The sequence below is a fragment of the Streptomyces gardneri genome (genome assembly GCF_006539185.1).
GTDB classification, from domain to species: domain Bacteria; phylum Actinomycetota; class Actinomycetes; order Streptomycetales; family Streptomycetaceae; genus Streptomyces; species Streptomyces gardneri.
In genome coordinates, this window is the sequence record NZ_BJMN01000025.1 from 53,937 (window position 1) to 71,829 (window position 17,893).

Consider the following 17,893-nt stretch of genomic DNA (forward strand, 5'->3'; position numbering starts at 1 on the left):
AGCTCACGGCCCCGGGCGCTTCTCCGCGTACAGCGCGGTGAGTTCGGCGCCGATGCGGGCGAGGGCCGTACGGGCCTCCGGTGGGGCGAGGAGCTCCACGCGGGCTCCCAGGCCCGCCAGCCGGGCGGCGACGACCTCGGGGGAGGGGCCGTCGATCTCGACGGGGGTCCAGCCGTCCTGGGCGGGTTCCCCGTACCGTATCCGCGCGCCGAAGAGGCCTTCGAGGAGCGGCTCGGTGCCGGGGGCCACCCGGCCCTGAACCGTCGCGGCGACCATGCGGTCCTCCATGCGGGCGGCGAGCGCGCGCCAGGCGGTGGGCAGGTCGAAGCCCTCCGGGCGTACGGCGGGGGCGCCCGTCTCGGTCGCGGAGGTGACCCGGCCGACGCGGAAGGTGCGCAGGCCGCGGTCGGTGCCCGCGACGAGGTAGCGGGTCCCGGACTTCGTGGCGATCCCCAGGGGGTGGACGGTCCGCTCGCTGGGCGCGCGGCCGGGGCGGGCGTAGCCGATGCGCAGCTCGCGCTCCTCGATCACGGCCCTTTGGAGAGCGGCCAGTCGGGGCTCCTCCGTCTCCGCGCCCGTCCAGTCGGTGCCGTCGGAGGTCCCGGCGCGGGCGGCGGCCTCGGCGCCCTCACGGAGGGGGGCGGGGAGGGCCCGTACGAGCTTGCGCAGGGCGGTCCGGGTCTGCGGGTTCGTGCTCGTGGTGGTGGCGTCCGGGCCCGTCAGGAGGAACAGGGCGCGGATCTCGGGGGCGGTGAGGCCGGTCAGGTCGGTGCGGGCGCCGCCGACCAGGGACCAGCCGCCGCCCTTGCCGGCCTGCGAATAGACCGGGACCCCGGCGCTGGCGAGCGCTTCGAGGTCCCGGCGGGCGGTCCGTTCGGACACGTCCAGTTCCGCGCCGAGTTCGGCGGCGGTGACGCGCGGCCTGGTCTGGAGGAAGAGCAGGGCGGCGACGAGTCGGTCGGCTCTCATGCGGCCATTGTCATCCGGGGGGATTTCTCGGAGTCGGGGGACTCGGGCGTGGTGTCGGGGGTCGTGTCGGAGGTGGTGCCGGGGGTGGTGTCGGGGGTGGCTCCGGCGGTCGGGCGCAGGACCGTGAAGGCGACCGCCAGGGCGGCGAGGACGAGCGCGGTGCCGACGGCGAAGGCCAGGTGGTAGCCGCCGGTCAGGGCCTCGGCGGTGGGCCGGCCGGCCGCCGTGAGGGACTCCGTGCGGGAGGCGGCGAGGGTGGAGAGGACCGCGACGCCGAGGGCCATGCCGATCTGCTGGGTGGTGTTGAAGAGGCCGGAGGCCAGACCCGCGTCCTTCTCCTCGGCGCCGGACATGGCGAGCGAGGTGAGGGCGGGGAGGGCGAGGCCGAAGCCGGCGGCGAGCAGCATCACGGGGAGCAGGTCGGTGGCGTAGTCGGCGTCGACCGGGAGGCGGGTCAGCAGGCCGAGGACGCCGACGAGCAGAAAGAGACCGGTGAGGAGGATGTTCCGCTCGCCGAAGCGGGCGATGAGGCGGGCCGAGACGCCGAGGGAGACGACACCGATGACGACGGCGGCGGGCAGCATCGCGAGGCCGGTCTCGGCGGCGCCGTAGCCGCGGACCTTCTGCAGGTAGAGGGCGACGAGGATCTGGAAGGAGAAGAGCGCGGCGACCATCAGCATCTGGACCAGGTTGGCGCCGGAGACGCTGCGCGAGCGGAGGATCCGCAGGGGCATGAGCGGGGTGGCGGCCTTCGCCTGGCGGAGCAGGAAGCCGGCCAGGAGGGCGACGGCGAGGGCGCCGAAGCCGAGGGTGTGCGCCGAACCGGCCCCGTACTCCTCGATGGTGACGACGGCGTAGATCCCGGTCATCAGGCCGGAGGTGACGAGCAGCGCGCCCAGGACGTCCGCGCCGGCCTTCAGGCCGAGGCCGCGGTCGGCGGGCAGGGCGGGGAGGGCGAGGAGGAGGGCGGCGACGCCGATGGGGAGGTTGATGAAGAAGATCCAGTTCCAGGCGAGGGCGTCGGTGAGGACTCCGCCCAGGACCTGGCCGAGGGAGGCGCCCGCGGCTCCGGTGAAGCTGAACACCGCGATGGCCTTGGCGCGTTCGCGGGGTTCGGCGAAGAGGGTGACGAGGATGCCGAGGCCGACGGCGGCGGACATCGCGCTGCCGACGCCCTGGAGGAAGCGGGCGGCGATCAGGACCTCGGGGGAGGCGGCGACGCCGGCGAGGAGCGAGGCGGCGGTGAAGAGGCCCGTGCCGAGGAGGAACATCCGCTTGCGGCCGATGAGGTCGCCGAGGCGGCCGGCGAGGAGGAGGAGCGAGCCGAAGGCGATGAGGTAGGCGTTGACGACCCAGCTGAGGCCGACGGGGGTGAAGCCGAGGTCGCTCTGGATGGCGGGCATCGCGACGGTGACGATGCTGCCGTCGAGGACGGTCATCAGCATGCTGGTGGCGAGGACGCCGAGGGCGAGGTGTCGGGAGGCGCTGGGGCGGGTGCGGGTGCCGGCTGAGGCGGACATGGCTCTCTCTCCTGGTCGGTGGAGGCGACAGGAGTGACGTTAGCAGAAGGTTTTGTTGCAGACTATTTTTTACGGGAGGAGTTTGTGGGGTGGGTCGTGGGTCTCAGCCGCGCTGCCGTGCCCGGCGGGCGGCCCTCGGGCCCTCGACGGGGGTCTCCAGGTGGCCCGTGACCAGGCGGTTCAGCGCCCGCAGCAGGACCTCGCGCTCTTCGTCGGGGAGGGAGGCGAGGGCCTTCTCGTGGACCCCGTCGACGATCTTCTGGCTCTCCCGGGCGACCTTCGCCCCCTCCGCGGTGACGGCGATGATGCGCGCCCGCCGGTCGGTGCTCGACGGCTGCCGCTCGGCGAGCCCGGCCTTTTCCAGGGCGTCGACGGTCACGACCATCGTGGTCTTGTCCATGTCCCCGATCTCGGCGAGCTGTGCCTGCGTCCGCTCCTCCTCCAGGGCGTGGACGAGAACGCAGTGCATCCGGGGGGTGAGCCCGATCTCGCCGAGCTCCGCGGTCATGCGGGTGCGCAGGACGTGACTGGTGTGGTCGAGGAGGTAGGAGAGGTCGGGCTCGGTGCGGGTGGGCGCCATGGCTGTCATGCCTGCCAGGGTAACGAAAAGTCGATCCGTGGCGGATTGTAAGGAAGTGGACGAGTCTGCTGTGGGGGCTGTGCAGGAGAGGGCTGTGAGGGATGGGGGCTGTGCAGGACGGGGGCTGTGCGGGATAGGGGCTGTGCAGGATGGTGGCGTGACCGCGCCTCTGCTCTTTCTCGACGTGGACGGGCCGCTGATCCCGTTCGGCGCGCGCGACGGCGCGTACCCCACGTATCCGCCCGCGCCGCCCCCGTCCGTGAGCCCGCTTCTCGCGCGGCTCGACCCGGCGCACGGGGCGCGGCTCGCGGCGCTCCCGTACGAGCTGGTGTGGGCGACGACCTGGGAGGAGGACGCCAACGCCTGGATCGCCCCGCGGCTCGGGCTGCCCGATCTGCCCCTCGTCCGCTGGCCGGACGCTCCGGGGGAGGAAGAGTGGGTGCCGGGACTCCACTGGAAGGCGCCGGCCCTGGTGGCGTGGGCGGCGGGACGGCCGTTCGCCTGGGTGGACGACGAGATCGGGGCCGTCGACCGGGAGTGGGTCGCCGCCAGCCATCCCGGCCGGGCGCTCCTCCACCGGGTGGACCCCCGACGCGGGCTCGGCGAAGCCGACTACGCGGCGCTGGCGGCCTGGGCGGGGTGACCTCCGCTCACTCCGCCCTGCCCCCGCCGGTCACATGCCGGTCGTGCCGTCGAGGCGTTCGCGGAGGAGGTCGGCGTGGCCGTTGTGGCGGGCGTACTCCTCGATCATGTGGATGAGGACCCAGCGCAGGGAGACCGTCCCGCGCCAGGCGTCGTGGGCCGAGACGTCGAGGTCGGGGGCCTCGGCCGTGAAGCGTTCGGCGAAGGCCACGGCCGCGTGCCAGGCGTCCCAGGCCGCCGTGACGGCCTCCGGGTCGGGGGTCGCGCCGTCGAAGTCCCCGTCCGGGTCGGCGGGGGAGGCGAAGAGCGGGGCCGCGTCGGTCTGGCCGGCGAGGATCTCGCGGAACCAGCGGCGTTCGACGTCGGCGAGATGCCGGACCAGGCCGAGGAGCGAGAGCGTGGACGGTGCGACGGCGCGGTGGGCCAGGCCGTCCGCGATGCCCGCGCACTTCAGCACCAGGGTCGCGCGCTGGTCCGCGAGGAACCCGACGAGCATCCGCCGCTCGTCCCCGGTCGCCGGACCGGTGAAACGGGGCGGCCCCGGGCGCGCGGTCTCGTCGAGGACGTCCGCGCGGCGCCGGGGGCCGTCCGTCGTGTCCGGGGTGTGCGTCTCAACTGTCATGGCAGCCCTCCCTGTTGGCCTCCGGGAATGCTGCCATGGAGGGAGGGGGCGGCGGTCAGCCGGTGCGGGGCTGGGAGAAGCGGAGCATGTTGCCCGCCGGGTCGCGGAAGGCGCAGTCGCGGACGCCGTACGGCTGGTCGACCGGCTCCTGCAGCACCTCGCCGCCGGCCGCCCTGACGTGCTCGAAGGTGGCGTCGACGTCGTCGGTGGAGAAGATCACGCCGCGCAGCATGCCCTTGGCCAGCAGTTCCGCCATGGCCTGGCGGTCGGCGGCCGAGGCGTTGGGGTCGGCGAGCGGGGGTTCGAGGACGATCTCCACGTCCGGCTGCGAAGGCGAACCGACGGTCACCCAGCGCATCCCCTCGAACCCGACGTCGTTGCGGACCTCCAGGCCGAGGGCGTCGCGGTAGAAGGCGAGTGCCTTGTCGTGGTCGTCGACGGCGATGAAGCACTGCGAGAGTTTGACGTTCATGGCTTCGACGCTACGGCGGCGGTCCGGAATCCGCTTCTCCGATCGTGACCGCCTGCGACGCCGCCCTCTCAGCTCCTGCTCGGGCGCGTGAGGACCTTCGCCACGCACGCCGGGATCACCGCACCCGCCTCGTGACACCGGGCCCGGTACGCGCTCGGGGTCTCGCCCACCAGCTCGGTGAAGCGCGAGCTGAACGACCCGAGCGAGGTGCAGCCCACCGCGAAGCAGACCTCGGTCACGCTCAGGTCCCCGCGCCGCAGCAGCGCCTTCGCCCGCTCGACGCGCCGGGTCATCAGATAGCCGTACGGCGTCTCGCCGTACGCGGCACGGAAACTGCGGGAGAAGTGCCCGGCCGACATGAGCGCGACCCTGGCCAGCGCCGGTACGTCGAGCGGCAGCGCGTAGTCGCGGTCCATCACGTCCCGCGCGCGCCGCAACCTCACCAGGTCCTCCAGCCTCACGCTCCCAGCATCGCACGGCCCCGCATGGTCGCCGACACTATTGCAAGCACCTGCTTGCAATAGTTAGCGCGGGCTGGCATGGTCGGGGCATGGCATCGCTCAACGTCGGCAATCTCGGTGAGTACCTCCGCGAGCAGCGGAGGACCGCGCAGCTGTCCCTGCGGCAGCTCGCCGACGCGGCCGGCGTGTCGAATCCGTACCTGAGTCAGATCGAGCGGGGGCTGCGGAAGCCCAGCGCGGAGGTGTTGCAGCAGGTCGCCAAGGCGCTGCGGATCTCCGCCGAGACGCTCTACGTGCGGGCCGGAATCCTCGACGAGAAGGAGCGGGAGGAGCTGGAGACGCGCGCCGTCATCCTGGCCGATCCCTCGATCAACGAGCGGCAGAAGCAGGTGCTGCTCCAGATCTACGACTCGTTCCGCAAGGAGAACGCCGCCGAGGCGGCCGAGGCCGCCGAGGCCGCCGCGTCCGCCTCCAAGGCGGCGGGCGCCGGTGCCGACGCCGGCACCCCCGGCCCCACGCCCGATGCCGAATCGCCTTCGCGTTAGTACGTACGTCACACCCGGGAGGACCACCAGCATGGCCATCATCGACGAACTGCGTACCCCCCTCTACTTCGCCGCCGGCACCGCCGACCTCGCCGTGCGGCAGGCCAAGAAGGTTCCCGGCCTGATCGAGCAGCTCGCCGCCGAGGCGCCCGCCCGTATCGAGGCCGTACGGAAGACCGACCCGAAGGCCGTGCAGGAGAAGGTGACCGCGCAGGCCAAGGAGGCCCAGGTCACCGTGCAGTCGAAGTTCGCCGAGGTCGTCGGCGGTCTCGACACGGACCTCAAGAAGTTCGGCGAGACCGCGCAGGACCTCGCCCTCCGCGGTGTCGGCGTGGCCGCCGAGTACGCGGTCAAGGCGCGCGAGAAGTACGAGGAGGTCGCCGCCCGCGGCGAGGAGGCCGTCAAGGTCTGGCGCGGCGAGGTCGCCGAGGAGATCACGGAGATCGCCGTCGTCGTCGAGCCGGAGACGGAGCCGGAGCCGGAGACGGTGACGGCGTCCGAGGCGGAGTTCGCGGCGGAGTCGGACGAGAGCCCGGTCGCCGAGGCCGAGAAGGCGCCCACCAAGAAGGCCGCCACCCGCAAGGCCCCCGCCAAGAAGGCGGCCGTCGCCGCCGAGACGGAGTAGGGAGCGGGCTGAGCCGGTCGGGCACCAATACGGGTAGCCGGTGCGTTGTAACGGGTACCTTGACCGCGAGGCGCTTTCTCCACATCACCACTAGGCGGTGCTCAGCATGTTGCGCGCGGGATTCGACTCCCTTCTCTCTCTGGTGATCTTCCTGGTCTTCACCGGCTTCGCCGTCGCCGCGCTCGTCTTCGCCGCCATGGCGCGCGAGGACGCCTACCGCGCCGCCGAGAAGCAGACGAAGAAGTTCTGGCTGATCCTCCTGGGCATCAACCTCGCCCTGAACCTGCTGCTGCCGATGCTGTTCCTGCAGATCGCCGGGCTGATCGCCGCCATCGTCTTCATGGTGGACGTGCGCCCCGCGCTCGCGCAGGTCTCCGGCGGAGGCCGGGGCCGCCGCGGTGGCGGCTCCAGCAGCGACGGACCGTACGGCCCCTACAACGGCGGCCGGTAGCCGAGCACGAAGCGATGAGACAGGGCCCGGGGGCTAACCCCGGGTCCTGTCCCTTTCCAGGGCCAGGACGGCGACGTCGTCCGTCAGCTCGCCGCCGTTCAGCGCGCGCACCTCCGTCACCGCCGCCTCCAGGAGCTCATCGCCCCGCAGGCCCTCGGACAGCTGCCGGTTGATCATCTGGACCATCCCGTCCTGGCCGAGCCGCGGCGAGCCGGGGCCGGCCGAGCGGCCCTCGATCAGTCCGTCCGTGTACATGAGCAGGCTCCACGCCCCGCCCAGCTCCACCTGGCGGCGCGGCCAGCGGGCGCGCGGCAGCAGGCCCAGGGCCGGGCCGCCGTCCTCGTACGGCAGCAGCCGGGCCGCCCGTCCCTGCCGGGCGATCAGCGGTGACGGGTGGCCGGCGAGGCAGAGGCCCGCCCGGCGGCCGTCGGGCGCGATGTCGACGGTGCAGAGGGTCGCGAAGATCTCGTCGCTCTCCCGCTCGTGCTCCAGGACCTGCTGCATCGTCGAGAGCAGCTCGTCCCCGCACAGCCCCGCGAAGGTCAGCGCCCGCCACGCGATCCGCAGCTCGACCCCGAGCGCGGCCTCGTCGGGGCCGTGCCCGCAGACGTCGCCGATCATGGCGTGGACGGTGCCGTCGGGCGTGCGGACGACGTCGTAGAAGTCGCCGCCGAGCAGCGCGCGCTCGCGGCCGGGCCGGTAGTGGGCCGCGAACCGCAGGTCCGAGCCCTCCAGGAGCGGGGTCGGGAGCAGACCGCGCTCCAGGCGGGCGTTCTCCTGGGCCCGCAGCCGGGACTCGGCCAGCTTCACCTGGACGGCGTCGGCGCGCTTGCGCTCGACCGCGTACCGGATGGCCCGGCTGAGCAGCCGCCCGTCGAGCTCCTCGCGGAAGAGGTGGTCCTGGGCCCCGACCCGTACCGCCTCGGCCGCCAGCTCCGCGTCGGCGGAGGCGGCGAGGGCGAGGACGGCGTGGCGCGGCGCGAGGCGCAGGATGTGGCGGAGCGGGGCGAGCGGGTCGTCGCCCGCGGCGGCGCGGGGGCCGGGCAGGGAGAGGTCGACGAGGACGCAGTGGACGTCGTCGGTGAGGAGCCGCTCGGCCTCGGTGAGGTTGCGGGCGGTGCGGATGCGTACGCGGGTGCCGGAGGCGTCCACCGCGTCGAGGAGTTCGGGTACGGCAAGGGCACCCGCCGGGTCGTCCTCGACGACCAGGAGGGTGAGATCGTTGCGATCGCGGTCGGTTCCTGTGCCTGTGCCAGTCATAGCGGTGGCGTCCATAGCGGTGGCGTCGCCGGGTTCCGCGGCAGCAGAGACGATTCTCTGGCGCGGTACGGATACGGGCATCGGTCCGGAGCTTCCTTCCCTCCCCCCGAGGGTGCGCAGGGCGCCGGGTGGCGCCCCGCCCGTCCCGGACCCTAGCGGTAGGTCGGTGCGCAGCGGAATGGTGATCAGTGGGGGAGTGGCCTCCCCGGGCTTGGCATATGCCGCGGATGGGGAGGTAGTTGTCGCGGGAGGGGCCGCGGACGGCCGCGGGAGGGGCCCGGCGGCAATGAGAAAGGTCACGCCGGGTGGGAGACGTCCGTCAGGTCGGGCGTCGGGATCCGGTCAGAGGGGCGGTACGGAATCGCGCCACGCCCCCCGATCCGGCCGCAGGCTCCTCTCCGGACCCTTATCCGGGTCGGACCACTCCCAGGATCTCCATCGAGCCCGCCCCCGCGAGGGTCACGTTCCGGCCCGGGCGCGGGGCGTGCACGATCGCGCCCTTGCCGATGTACATCCCGATGTGGCTCGCGTCCTTGAAGTAGACGATCAGGTCGCCCGGGCGCATGTCCTTGATGTCCACGCGCGGCAGCAGCCGCCACTGCTCCTGCGAGGTGCGCGGGATCGGGGCGCCCGCCTTGGCCCAGGCGAGCTGGGTCAGGCCGGAGCAGTCGAACGAGTCCGGGCCCTCCGCCCCCCACACGTACGGCTTGCCGATCTGCGCCGTCGCGAACTCGACCGCCTTCTTGCCCGACGGGGTCGCCCCCGTCTTGAGGTCGCCGAGGATGCCGGTGCCGAGCCAGTTCGTCTGGGCCCGGTACTGCGCCTGCTCCTCCAGCCGGCGCAGTCGCTCGCGCTCCTCGGCGGCGAGCTCGGACTCCAGCTTCTTGGCCGCGGCGATCTTGTCGTTGATCTCCTTCTTCGCCTGGGCCTGCTTGACCCGGTGGGCCTCCAGCTTGGTCCAGTTGGCGCCGGCGTCCTTGGCGTACACGCCCAACTCGGCCTGGGTGCGGGTCATCTCGCCGAGGAGGTCCGTGGTGGCCTTCGCGCCCGCCTTGAGGCGTCCCGCGGTGTCGAGGAAGAGCTGCGGGTCGTCGGTGAGGACGAGCTGCGCGCCGTCCGGGAGTCCGCCGTTGCGGTACTGGGCGCGGGCGGCGGCGCCCGCCTTGGCCTTGAGGTCCTCGACCTTCTCGCGGCCCTCGACGATCATCCGGGCGAGCCGGACGATCTCGGCGGACTGCTCCTTGGTCTTCTCCTCGGCCAGGTTGTACGCGTCGGTGGCGACGGCGGCCTGCCGGTAGAGGCCGTCTATCTCCTTGCGTACCTCCTCCAGGCTCTTCTTCGGAGGGGGCGGGGGCAGCGGAGCGGCGGCGGCCTGGAGGGTCAGTGCCGGTGAGGCCAGCACCGCCAGGGCGCAGATCACGGTGATCGCGGCGGTGGTGTGGCGACGTCGGTTCACAAGCTCCCCCTCGTAAACGGCCCGCGTCTTTTCTGATTTACCGTCAGTAACTTGGCGGTGGCCTTGGCGATAGTGCCATGCGAAACCGGAAAACGACAGGGGAAACCAGGGCCTGTCGGGCCGGTTCTCCTCAAGGGGACGAGTGATGCGCGGGTGGCGTTCCCGACGTACGCGAAATTCAGCGGGAGTTGGGGAAACAGAGGAGGGGGGAGCGGGACCGGGCCTCGTCGGGGGAGCGGGGGCGGACCTCGTCAGGGCGCGGGGGCGGACCTCGTCAGGAGCGCGGAGCCAGTGCCTCCCAGCGCACCGTCACCTCGCCCTGCCGCCACCGCCGCGGGCCGTCCGTCAGCGGCCAGTCCGCCGCCAGTTCGCGTACGGAGCGGATCCAGCGCTGTCGCGCGCCGAGCGAGGCGTACGGGGCGGCCGCCGCCCACGCCCGGTCGAAGTCCCGCAGGAAGGCGTGCACCGGCTCACCCGGTACGTTGCGGTGGATCAGTGCCTTCGGGAGCCGCTCCGCGAGGTCCGAGGGGCGCTCCAGCGAGCCGAGCCGGGTCGCGAAGGTCACCGTGCGCGGACCCCTCCGGTCCAGGGCCACCCACACGTGCCGCCGCCCGATCTCGTCGCAGGTGCCCTCGACGAGCAGCCCCCCGGGCGCGAGCCGCCCGCACAGCCGGGCCCACACGGCCGCGACCTGCTCCTCGTCGTACTGGCGCAGGACGTTCGCCGCCCGGATCAGGGCGACCTCGCCGGGCACCGGCACCTCGAAGCCGCCGTGCAGGAAGGAGAGGCCCTCGTGCTCGTACGGCCTGGCGGCCTCGACGCGGGCGGGCTCGATCTCGATGCCGTAGAGCCGGGTGCGGGGCTCGGCGGTGCGCAGCCGGGCGAGGAGCTCGACGGCGGTCCAGGGGGCGGCCCCGTATCCGAGGTCGACGGCGAGCGGCGGTTCGGGGGAGCGGCGCAGGGCCGGTCCGTGGACGGCGGCGATCCAGCGGTCCATGCGGCGCAGGCGGTTCGGGTTGGTGGTCCCGCGGGTCGGTGTGCCGACGGGGCGGGTGGTGCGCGGGGCCATGGGACGAGCGTACGGGGTGCGGGAGAGGGGTCGAGGGGCCCCCGTCCCGGCAACGAATTGGCAAAACGCTCCCGCCGGTGGAAATGAAAGGGGCCATTCCGGTGTTGTGGGGGCTGGAGGACGTACCGCGCCCTCCAGGAGTCATGCCCGACACGACTCCGCACGCCCGACTCGGCCCGCCCGAGACGGCTCAGTACGCCCGCACAGCTCAGCAAGCCCGACACAGCTCAGCCCCGAGGCCGCCCTCGGGATCCCCGAGCGGAAGGACCGCCGACGTGAGCCAGTACGTGTCCCGGTTCGCCGGTACCCGGCACAGGCACCAGGCGCCGACCCGGCTCCGGCTCCCCGGCCGGAATCGCACCCCGCGCCGGGTGGCCATGCTCAGCGTCCACACCTCCCCGCTGCATCAGCCGGGCACGGGTGACGCGGGCGGTATGAACGTCTACATCGTCGAGCTGGCGAAACGTCTCGCCGCCATCGACATCGAGGTGGAGATCTTCACCCGGGCCACCACCGGCGGCCTCCCGCCGGTCGTCGAGCTCACCCCCGGCGTCCTCGTCCGGCACGTCGACGCGGGCCCCTACGAGGGCCTGGCCAAGGAGGAGCTGCCGGCCCAGCTCTGCGCCTTCACGCACGGCGTGATGCAGGCGTGGGCGGGCCACCGGCCCGGCCACTACGACCTCGTCCACTCCCACTACTGGCTCTCCGGCCACGTCGGCTGGCTGGCCGCCGAGCGCTGGGGCGTCCCGCTCGTCCACGCGATGCACACCATGGCGAAGGTCAAGAACGCGGCGCTGGCCGAGGGCGACACCCCCGAGCCCGCCGCCCGCGTCATCGGCGAGACCCAGATCGTCTCCGCCGCCGACCGGCTGATCGCCAACACGGCCGAGGAGGCCGACGAGCTCGCCCGTTTCTACGAGGCGGACCCCGGCAAGATCGCGGTCGTCCACCCGGGCGTGAACCTCGACCACTTCCGCCCCGCCGACGGCCGCGCCGCCGCCCGCGCCCGCCTCGGGCTCCCCCGGGACGCCTTCATCCCGGTCTTCGCCGGCCGCATCCAGCCCCTCAAGGCCCCGGACATCCTCCTGCACGCCGCCGCCCGGCTCCTGGAGCAGGACCCGTCGCTGCGCTCGCGCATGGTCGTCCCCGTCGTCGGCGGCCCGAGCGGCAGCGGCCTGGCGAAGCCGGAAGGTCTCCAGAAGCTCGCCGCGCGGCTCGGGATCGCGGACATCGTGCGCTTCCACCCGCCGGTGGGGCAGGACCGGCTCGCGGACTGGTTCCGCGCGGCCAGCGTCCTCGTCATGCCCTCGTACAGCGAGTCCTTCGGCCTGGTCGCCATCGAGGCGCAGGCGGCCGGCACCCCGGTCGTCGCGGCGGCGGTGGGCGGTCTGCCCGTCGCCGTACGGGACGACGTGACCGGCTTCCTCGTCCAGGGGCACGACCCGGCGGACTACGCCCGCGCGCTCGGCCGCTTCGTCGCCGACCCGGCCCTGTCGGACCGGATGGGCGCGGCCGCGGCCCTGCACGCCGGGTCGTTCGGCTGGGACACGGCGGCCTCGGGCACGGCCGACGTGTACACGGCCGCCATGCACGACCACCGGGTCCGCGAGAACCGCCGTCGCGTACGCTCGCACCATGGCTGAGGACGTTCGGCGGATCATCGAGGACACCTTCAACGACGCGGAGCTGGAGTGGGAGTCCCCGGAGCCCGGCTCGTACGTGGTGAAGCTCCCGGGCACGCGCAAGCTGTTCACCACCCTGTCGCTCCGGGCGGGCCGCCACTCCCTCTCCCTCAACGCCTTCGTCATCCGGCACCCCGACGAGAACGAGCCGGGCGTCCACCGCTGGCTCCTTGAGCGCAACCTCAAGCTGTACGGGGTGAGTTACGCGGTCGACGGCCTCGGCGACATCTACCTCGCCGGGAAGCTCCCGCTCGCCGCCGTGACGCCCGAGGAACTGGACCGTCTGCTCGGCTCGGTCCTGGAGGCGGCGGACGGCGACTTCAACACGCTCCTGGAGCTGGGCTTCGCGTCGGCGATCCGGCGGGAGTACGAGTGGCGGGTCTCGCGCGGCGAGTCGACGCGGAACCTCGACGCGTTCAAGAACCTGACCCGGAAAACCGTCGACAACTGACCTCTTCCCGCGGGGGCCTTCTCCTGCCATGCTCACGCCCGACGCAGATCTGAACACCGTTCATATATGTGAAGGGCTCAGGTTTCATGGCACTCAGCAGAAGGCAGTTCGTCGGCGGCGCGGTGGCGGTGGCGGGAGCCACGACCGCGGGCCTCGCCACTACGGGATTCACCCCGTCCGCCCGCCCCGCCGACCTCTGGCGGGAGTTCGAGTCCGCCCCCTACACCCACCCGCAGATCCCTTACGTGGGCCGGGCCGGCGCCCACGCGGGCGCCCGCCGCGCACCCCGCCCGCGGGTCGTGGCGAACGCCGTCACCCACGGGGCGACCCCCGACGGCTCGGGCGACTCCGCCCCCGCGATCAACCGCGCCCTGGCCGAGGCCGGCGAGCGGGGCGGCGGCACGGTCCTGCTGCCGCCGGGCACGTACCGGATCGACGACTACCTCCGGATCAGCCACAGCGGGGTGGTCCTGCGCGGCGCGGGCTCCGGCCGTACGACCCTGCTCGCGACCCGGCACCTCACCGAGCTGATCGGCCCGTACGGCTCCCGCTACGGCGGCGACAAGTCCTCCTGGTCCTGGGCCGGCGGCCTCGTCTGGCTCTCCCCGCACGCCCGGCACACCTCCCTCGTCGCCGCGATACGGGACCGGGCCTGGCCCTTCGAGGGCTGGACAGGCAACCGCCGCGACGAGTGGACCACGCTCACCGCCCTCCGCCCGGCCCGCCGCGGCGACCGCTCGGTGACCGTCGAGGACCCGTCCGGCCTGGCCCGGGGGCAGCTGGTCCTGCTCCGGCTCGCCGACGACCCCGGCCACACGCTCCTGGAGCACATGGCGGGCGGCGGGCCCGGCCCGGAGGCGTACACCTGGGACGACAAGACGAAGCTCACCTCGTACGTCCCCTACGAGTGGCCCGTACGGATCACCGGTCTCACGGGCCGCCGCGTCACCCTCGAACGCCCCCTCCCGCTCGACCTCCGCCCCGAGTGGGACCCCCGACTCGTCTCCGGGGCCGAGCCGCTCACCGACTCGGGGGTGGTCGGCCTGACCCTGGAGGCACCGCTGCTCGCGCAGTCCCCCCACCTCCTCGACAAGGGCTTCAACGGCGTCACCTTCCAGTGCGCGTACGACTGCTGGGCGGAGGACGTGGTCGTCCGGCACGTCGACAACGGCTTCGGGCTCGTGGCCGCCTCCGCCTGCACCCTGCGTCGCACACGGGTCGAGGGGCGCGGCTCCCACCACCCGTACTTCTGCCGGGAGGGCGCGCACGACAACCTCGTCGAGGACTTCCGCATCGCCGCCCGTACCGTCCCCGCCCCCGCGGGCACACAGCTCCACGGCATCAACGTCGAGGGCCTGTCCAGCCACAACGTCTGGTCGCGCGGGGTCATGGAGACGGGCACCTTCGACACCCACCGGGGCATGCCCTTCGCGAACGTACGGACCGGGATCACCGTCGAGAACGACGGCCGGCACGGCGGCGACGCCTCCGCCGGACCGCTCTACGGGGCCCGGTTCGCCCACTGGAACGTGACGGTGACGAACGGCCGGGCGGGCCTCGTGAAGCTCGACACCGTCGCCCCGTACAGCGCCACGGTCGGCATCAGCGAGGTGCGCGAGTTCGACCAGATCGACGTCCCGGACTTCGCGGGCGAGCTCCACGCGCGCGTGGAGGCGTACGGGAGCCCGGAGTCGGTGCGCCCACGGAACCTGTACGAGGCACAGCGGGCGCTCAGTGTGAGGTAGCAGTGCTTTGGCCGGCCCGGTCGCCGCGGTCGCTCCGGTATCGGCCCGGCGTCGTGCCGAACTCCCGGCGGAAGGCGTGCGAGAGGGCGTACGGCGAGCTGTAGCCGACCCGGCGGGCGACCGCCGCCAGCGGATCCGGGGTGTCCCGGAGCAGCGCGGCGGCGCGGGTCAGCCGCCACCAGGTCAGGTACGCCATCGGGGGCCGGCCGGTCAGCGCGGTGAAGCGGCGGGCCAGGGTGGGCCGGGAGACGCCCGCTTCGGCGGCCAGCAGCTCGTTGGTCCACGGGGCGGCCGGGTCGGAGTGCAGCGCCCGCAGGGCGGCGGCGGTCACCGGGTCGCCGAGGGCGCCCGGCCAGGTGCCGCCCGTGCTCTCGGCCAGCCAGGACCGGATCATGTAGACGAGCAGCAGGTCGAGCAGGCTGGGCAGCGCGACGGCGGAGCCGGGCAGCCGGCCGCCCGGCCCGCCGCTCACCTCGCCGCCCAGCAGGTCGACGGCGGCGCGGAGTTCGGGGTGAAGGCCGCCGCGGTTCGGCAGATGGACGAGCGGGGGGAGCTCCGCGAGGAGCGGGTGCGCGCGGCTGTGGTCGAGCCGGTACTTGCCGCAGAGCATCTCCACCTCGCGCACGCGCGCGTCGAAGGCGGGCAGGGGCGGCTGCGGCAGGGTCCTGTCGGCCCACCGGGCGAACGGCACGGCGCGCGCCACGGTCGCCGCGTCGGCGGGCGAGTCGGCGATGACGTGCCCCGTACCGTGCGGGAGCAGCACGGCGTCACCCGCGCCGAGCGCGACCGGGTCGCCGCCGTCGGGCAGCAGCCAGCAGCTGCCCTTCAGGACGACGTGGAACCCCGCCCCGTCGTAGGGATCCAGCCGGGCGCACCAGTCGCCTCCGACCCGCACGCGGTCGGAGGAGGGCCGCCCGACGCGTACGGCCGAGATCGCGTCGCTCACCACGTCCATGACGGCAGCGTACGGCCACGGCCCTCGACTGCGGTGAGACGTATGCGTATCCGGAGGAGCGAGCAGAGCATTGAGAGGCTCACGCGCGCTTCCTAGGCTCGACGACATGAACACGGAGAACGCGCAGAGCCTCGTGCTGGGGGACGTCGAGATCATCCGGGTCGTCGAGTGGCAGGGCCCGTTCGGCCCGGCCGCCGGCATCGTCCCGGAGGTCGGGGCCGAGGTGTGGAAGGACAACGAGGAGTGGCTGGCGCCGGACCACTGGGCGCCGGAGAGCGACAGCGCGGTCATGGCGCTGCAGAGCTGGGTGCTGCGCAGCGGCGGCCGGACGGTCCTGGTCGACACCGGGGTGGGCGACGGGCGCGAGCGGCCGCACTCGCCGCAGTTCCACCGGCGGCGGGACGACTTCCTGGGCAGCCTGGAGCGGGCCGGCGTCCGCCCCGAGGACGTCGACGTCGTCGTCAACACCCACCTGCACGCCGACCACGTCGGCTGGAACACCCGCGCCGTGGAGGGGGACGGGGAGTGGGTGCCCGCCTTCCCGAACGCGGAGTACCTCGTGCCGGCCGCCGACGACTTCTACTACGGCCCGGCGAACGGCTACGGCAACGGCCTCCAGGAGGAGGACCGGCTCGTCTATGAGGACAGTGTGGCGCCCGTCCACCGGGCCGGGCAGGTCAGGCTGTGGGACGGCGAGCACCGCGTCGACGGGAACCTGACCCTGGAGTCGGCGCCCGGCCACACGCCCGGCTCGGCGGTGCTGCGGCTGGCGTCCGGGGGAGACAGGGCGGTCTTCGTCGGCGACCTGGTGCACAGCCCCGTACAGCTTCTCGAACCGTCCTGCGGCAGCTGCTTCTGCCTCGACGCGGGCCGGGCGGCGGTGAGCCGGCGCCGGATCCTCGAACGGGCGGCCGACGAGCGGGAGCTGGTCGTCCCCGCGCACTTCGGCGGGGCCGGAGCCGTCGAAGTGCGCAGGGAAGGGGAGGGGTTCGGCCTCGTGCGGTGGGCGGCGTACGGGACGGAGTGAGCGGGGCTCAGGCGCTGACGGAGGCCTGCTCCGCGGCACCGGCCCGGGTGTCCGGGGTGTCCCGGGCGTCCCGGGTGGCGGGGGTTTCGGGGGTGTCCGGGGTATCCGGGGTATTCGGAGTGTCCAGGGTGTCCTCGTCCGCGAGAGCCTTCCGCAGCCGGGTGTAGTAGCCGACGGCGGCGAGTACGCCGATGGCGGCGGTCGCCGTCCACAGGACGTCCGGGCCGGGCCCGCCGACGATCGCGCCGGCCGCGACGGGGGCGACGAACCCGGCGACGGCCCAGGACATGCCCATGACGCCCTGGTAGCGGCCGCGGGCGTGCTCGGGGGCGAGCCGGGCGGTGGCGGCGGCGTTCGTCGGGACGTGGATCATCTCGCCGACGGTCCAGACGATCACGGTCGCGGCGAAGGCCACGGAGGAGCCGGCGAGGGCGGTGGCTCCGGTGCCGAAGGCGAAGAGGAGCGCGGAGAGGGTCAGGAGGAGGACGGGGGAGCGCTTGTCGGTCAGCTTGTTGACGAGGAGCTGGAAGCCGACGATCACGATGCCGTTGACGGCGATGACCATGCCGTAGGAGGACGGGGGCAGACCCTCGCCCGCCATGGTCAGGGGGAGGCCGATCCAGGGCGCGGTGAAGACGAGGCAGACGAGGAGGTTGAGGAGGACGAGCGTGCGGAAGGGGGCGTCGCGGAGCACGGTCAGCATGCTGACCTTCTCCTCGGCGACGGGCTCGCCCCGCTTGTCGACGGCGGCCTGGGGGCGGGTCTCGGGGAGCCGCAGGAAGACGATCACGGCGCACAGGACGGTGGCGACGGCGTCGACGACGAAGAGCGTGCGGTAGCCGAGGAAGGCCGCGGCGCCGCCGGCGATGGAGGCGATGGCGAAGCCGAGGTTGAGGGCCCAGTAGTTGAGGGCGTACGCCCGGCGCACGTCGTGGGCGGGGACCATGTCGGCGATCGTGGCGTTGATCGACGGCCGGACGGCCTGCATGGCGACGCCCATGAGGAGGACGGCGGTGGCGATGGCCCAGGCGCTGGTGACGACGGCGAGGGCGGCGGAGCAGGCGGCGGCGGCCAGGTGCATCGTGACCATGGTGGGGCGGCGGCCCCAGCGGTCGGTGAGCAGACCGCCGAGCGGCGAGCCGGCGACGCCGCCGAGGCCGTGGAGGGCGACGACGAGTCCGGCGAACCAGGCGGAGTGCCCGAGCTCCTGCGTCAGATAGAGGGAGAGGAAGGTCAGGACGAAGGCCCCGGTCCTGTTGACCAAGGTCGACAGCCAGAGCCACCAGAAGCCCTGCGGGAAGCCGGAGACCGTCGCGCGGGCTGATCGTCTGAGCGAGTCGATGGACATGTGTGGCCGGCCC

Annotated in this window: 19 protein-coding genes; 8 read left to right on the top strand and 11 right to left on the bottom strand. The window is 73.3% G+C overall.

Annotated elements, in window-relative coordinates; translation table 11 throughout:
• Positions 1–3: 3 nt before the first annotated feature.
• The 3 genes from SGA01_RS19330 to SGA01_RS19340 all read right to left on the bottom strand — a co-directional run bounded on the left by SGA01_RS19330 (position 4) and on the right by SGA01_RS19340 (position 3,078).
• On the bottom strand, positions 4–969 hold the full coding sequence (locus tag SGA01_RS19330; protein WP_141297712.1) for a helix-turn-helix transcriptional regulator: 966 nt from the start codon (positions 967–969) through the stop codon (positions 4–6).
• Positions 966–2,489 (bottom strand): MFS transporter, encoded by a 1,524-nt coding sequence (locus tag SGA01_RS19335; RefSeq protein ID WP_141297713.1) that lies wholly within the window; start codon positions 2,487–2,489, stop codon positions 966–968. The genes SGA01_RS19330 and SGA01_RS19335 overlap by 4 nt, the downstream gene beginning before the upstream one ends.
• Before the next feature lie 103 nt (positions 2,490–2,592).
• Complete coding sequence (locus SGA01_RS19340; RefSeq protein ID WP_141297714.1) at positions 2,593–3,078, bottom strand: MarR family winged helix-turn-helix transcriptional regulator; 486 nt, start codon at positions 3,076–3,078, stop codon at positions 2,593–2,595.
• A gap of 148 nt (positions 3,079–3,226) precedes the next feature.
• On the opposite strand from SGA01_RS19340, the gene SGA01_RS19345 reads away from it, so the two are divergent.
• Positions 3,227–3,712, top strand: coding sequence for an HAD domain-containing protein (locus SGA01_RS19345; RefSeq protein ID WP_141297715.1), 486 nt, complete (start codon positions 3,227–3,229; stop codon positions 3,710–3,712).
• 30 nt (positions 3,713–3,742) lie between these two features.
• Here SGA01_RS19345 and SGA01_RS19350 read toward each other — a convergent pair whose 3' ends face one another.
• The 3 genes from SGA01_RS19350 to SGA01_RS19360 all read right to left on the bottom strand — a co-directional run bounded on the left by SGA01_RS19350 (position 3,743) and on the right by SGA01_RS19360 (position 5,266).
• Positions 3,743–4,333, bottom strand: a complete 591-nt coding sequence (locus SGA01_RS19350) for a DinB family protein (RefSeq protein WP_141297716.1) — start codon at positions 4,331–4,333, stop codon at positions 3,743–3,745.
• 55 nt (positions 4,334–4,388) lie between these two features.
• Positions 4,389–4,805 (bottom strand): VOC family protein, encoded by a 417-nt coding sequence (locus SGA01_RS19355; protein WP_055642227.1) that lies wholly within the window; start codon positions 4,803–4,805, stop codon positions 4,389–4,391.
• A 68-nt stretch (positions 4,806–4,873) separates the two neighbouring features.
• Positions 4,874–5,266, bottom strand: coding sequence for a helix-turn-helix transcriptional regulator (locus tag SGA01_RS19360; protein ID WP_055642226.1), 393 nt, complete (start codon positions 5,264–5,266; stop codon positions 4,874–4,876).
• Positions 5,267–5,355: 89 nt separating this feature from the next.
• Here SGA01_RS19360 and SGA01_RS19365 point away from each other — a divergent pair, with 89 nt between their 5' ends.
• From SGA01_RS19365 to SGA01_RS19375, 3 genes are all read left to right on the top strand, one after another.
• The gene (locus SGA01_RS19365; RefSeq protein ID WP_141297717.1) at positions 5,356–5,811 is read left to right on the top strand and encodes a helix-turn-helix domain-containing protein; all 456 of its coding nucleotides are present in this window, start codon (positions 5,356–5,358) and stop codon (positions 5,809–5,811) included.
• Between the two features lie 31 nt (positions 5,812–5,842).
• A complete protein-coding gene (locus SGA01_RS19370; protein ID WP_141297718.1) occupies positions 5,843–6,436 on the top strand; it encodes a hypothetical protein in 594 nt (197 codons plus the stop codon).
• Between the two features lie 106 nt (positions 6,437–6,542).
• Positions 6,543–6,887 (top strand): DUF2516 family protein, encoded by a 345-nt coding sequence (locus tag SGA01_RS19375; protein WP_055642223.1) that lies wholly within the window; start codon positions 6,543–6,545, stop codon positions 6,885–6,887.
• Between the two features lie 33 nt (positions 6,888–6,920).
• On the opposite strand, the gene SGA01_RS19380 is transcribed toward SGA01_RS19375, so the two are convergent.
• From SGA01_RS19380 to SGA01_RS19390, 3 genes are all read right to left on the bottom strand, one after another.
• On the bottom strand, positions 6,921–8,228 hold the full coding sequence (locus SGA01_RS19380; protein ID WP_141297719.1) for a PP2C family protein-serine/threonine phosphatase: 1,308 nt from the start codon (positions 8,226–8,228) through the stop codon (positions 6,921–6,923).
• A 325-nt stretch (positions 8,229–8,553) separates the two neighbouring features.
• On the bottom strand, positions 8,554–9,603 hold the full coding sequence (locus tag SGA01_RS19385) for a C40 family peptidase (protein ID WP_141297720.1): 1,050 nt from the start codon (positions 9,601–9,603) through the stop codon (positions 8,554–8,556).
• Between the two features lie 274 nt (positions 9,604–9,877).
• A complete protein-coding gene (locus tag SGA01_RS19390; protein ID WP_141297721.1) occupies positions 9,878–10,672 on the bottom strand; it encodes a class I SAM-dependent methyltransferase in 795 nt (264 codons plus the stop codon).
• Between the two features lie 275 nt (positions 10,673–10,947).
• Here SGA01_RS19390 and mshA point away from each other — a divergent pair, with 275 nt between their 5' ends.
• The 3 genes from mshA to SGA01_RS19405 all read left to right on the top strand — a co-directional run bounded on the left by mshA (position 10,948) and on the right by SGA01_RS19405 (position 14,550).
• Positions 10,948–12,315 carry a D-inositol-3-phosphate glycosyltransferase gene (gene mshA, locus SGA01_RS19395; RefSeq protein ID WP_141297722.1) on the top strand — a complete coding sequence of 456 codons (1,368 nt, stop codon included), beginning with the start codon at positions 10,948–10,950 and terminating at the stop codon, positions 12,313–12,315.
• On the top strand, positions 12,308–12,805 hold the full coding sequence (locus SGA01_RS19400) for a type III secretion system chaperone family protein (RefSeq protein ID WP_055642218.1): 498 nt from the start codon (positions 12,308–12,310) through the stop codon (positions 12,803–12,805). The genes mshA and SGA01_RS19400 overlap by 8 nt, the downstream gene beginning before the upstream one ends.
• A gap of 86 nt (positions 12,806–12,891) precedes the next feature.
• Positions 12,892–14,550: a glycosyl hydrolase family 28-related protein gene (locus SGA01_RS19405; RefSeq protein WP_141297723.1), complete on the top strand. Its 1,659-nt coding sequence runs from the start codon at positions 12,892–12,894 to the stop codon at positions 14,548–14,550.
• Here the strand turns inward: SGA01_RS19405 and SGA01_RS19410 are convergent.
• On the bottom strand, positions 14,537–15,505 hold the full coding sequence (locus tag SGA01_RS19410) for an AraC family transcriptional regulator (protein ID WP_141297724.1): 969 nt from the start codon (positions 15,503–15,505) through the stop codon (positions 14,537–14,539). The two genes, SGA01_RS19405 and SGA01_RS19410, sit on opposite strands and share 14 nt — an antisense overlap.
• A 106-nt stretch (positions 15,506–15,611) precedes the next feature.
• On the opposite strand from SGA01_RS19410, the gene SGA01_RS19415 reads away from it, so the two are divergent.
• Positions 15,612–16,532 (top strand): MBL fold metallo-hydrolase, encoded by a 921-nt coding sequence (locus tag SGA01_RS19415; RefSeq protein ID WP_141297725.1) that lies wholly within the window; start codon positions 15,612–15,614, stop codon positions 16,530–16,532.
• Between the two features lie 7 nt (positions 16,533–16,539).
• On the opposite strand, the gene SGA01_RS19420 is transcribed toward SGA01_RS19415, so the two are convergent.
• Complete coding sequence (locus SGA01_RS19420; RefSeq protein ID WP_141297726.1) at positions 16,540–17,880, bottom strand: MDR family MFS transporter; 1,341 nt, start codon at positions 17,878–17,880, stop codon at positions 16,540–16,542.
• Positions 17,881–17,893 lie beyond the last annotated feature (13 nt).

What these genes read in the sequence shown, in the direction of transcription:
- SGA01_RS19330 (WP_141297712.1), bottom strand. Translation starts at nt 969, where the DNA reads ATGAGAGCCGACCGACTCGTCGCCGCCCTGCTCTTCCTCCAGACCAGG.
- SGA01_RS19335 (WP_141297713.1), bottom strand. Translation starts at nt 2,489, where the DNA reads ATGTCCGCCTCAGCCGGCACCCGCACCCGCCCCAGCGCCTCCCGACAC.
- SGA01_RS19340 (WP_141297714.1), bottom strand. Translation starts at nt 3,078, where the DNA reads ATGACAGCCATGGCGCCCACCCGCACCGAGCCCGACCTCTCCTACCTC.
- SGA01_RS19350 (WP_141297716.1), bottom strand. Translation starts at nt 4,333, where the DNA reads ATGACAGTTGAGACGCACACCCCGGACACGACGGACGGCCCCCGGCGC.
- SGA01_RS19355 (WP_055642227.1), bottom strand. Translation starts at nt 4,805, where the DNA reads ATGAACGTCAAACTCTCGCAGTGCTTCATCGCCGTCGACGACCACGAC.
- SGA01_RS19365 (WP_141297717.1), top strand. Translation starts at nt 5,356, where the DNA reads ATGGCATCGCTCAACGTCGGCAATCTCGGTGAGTACCTCCGCGAGCAG.
- SGA01_RS19370 (WP_141297718.1), top strand. Translation starts at nt 5,843, where the DNA reads ATGGCCATCATCGACGAACTGCGTACCCCCCTCTACTTCGCCGCCGGC.
- SGA01_RS19375 (WP_055642223.1), top strand. Translation starts at nt 6,543, where the DNA reads ATGTTGCGCGCGGGATTCGACTCCCTTCTCTCTCTGGTGATCTTCCTG.
- SGA01_RS19380 (WP_141297719.1), bottom strand. Translation starts at nt 8,228, where the DNA reads ATGCCCGTATCCGTACCGCGCCAGAGAATCGTCTCTGCTGCCGCGGAA.
- SGA01_RS19390 (WP_141297721.1), bottom strand. Translation starts at nt 10,672, where the DNA reads ATGGCCCCGCGCACCACCCGCCCCGTCGGCACACCGACCCGCGGGACC.
- SGA01_RS19400 (WP_055642218.1), top strand. Translation starts at nt 12,308, where the DNA reads ATGGCTGAGGACGTTCGGCGGATCATCGAGGACACCTTCAACGACGCG.
- SGA01_RS19405 (WP_141297723.1), top strand. Translation starts at nt 12,892, where the DNA reads ATGGCACTCAGCAGAAGGCAGTTCGTCGGCGGCGCGGTGGCGGTGGCG.
- SGA01_RS19410 (WP_141297724.1), bottom strand. Translation starts at nt 15,505, where the DNA reads ATGGACGTGGTGAGCGACGCGATCTCGGCCGTACGCGTCGGGCGGCCC.
- SGA01_RS19415 (WP_141297725.1), top strand. Translation starts at nt 15,612, where the DNA reads ATGAACACGGAGAACGCGCAGAGCCTCGTGCTGGGGGACGTCGAGATC.
- SGA01_RS19420 (WP_141297726.1), bottom strand. Translation starts at nt 17,880, where the DNA reads ATGTCCATCGACTCGCTCAGACGATCAGCCCGCGCGACGGTCTCCGGC.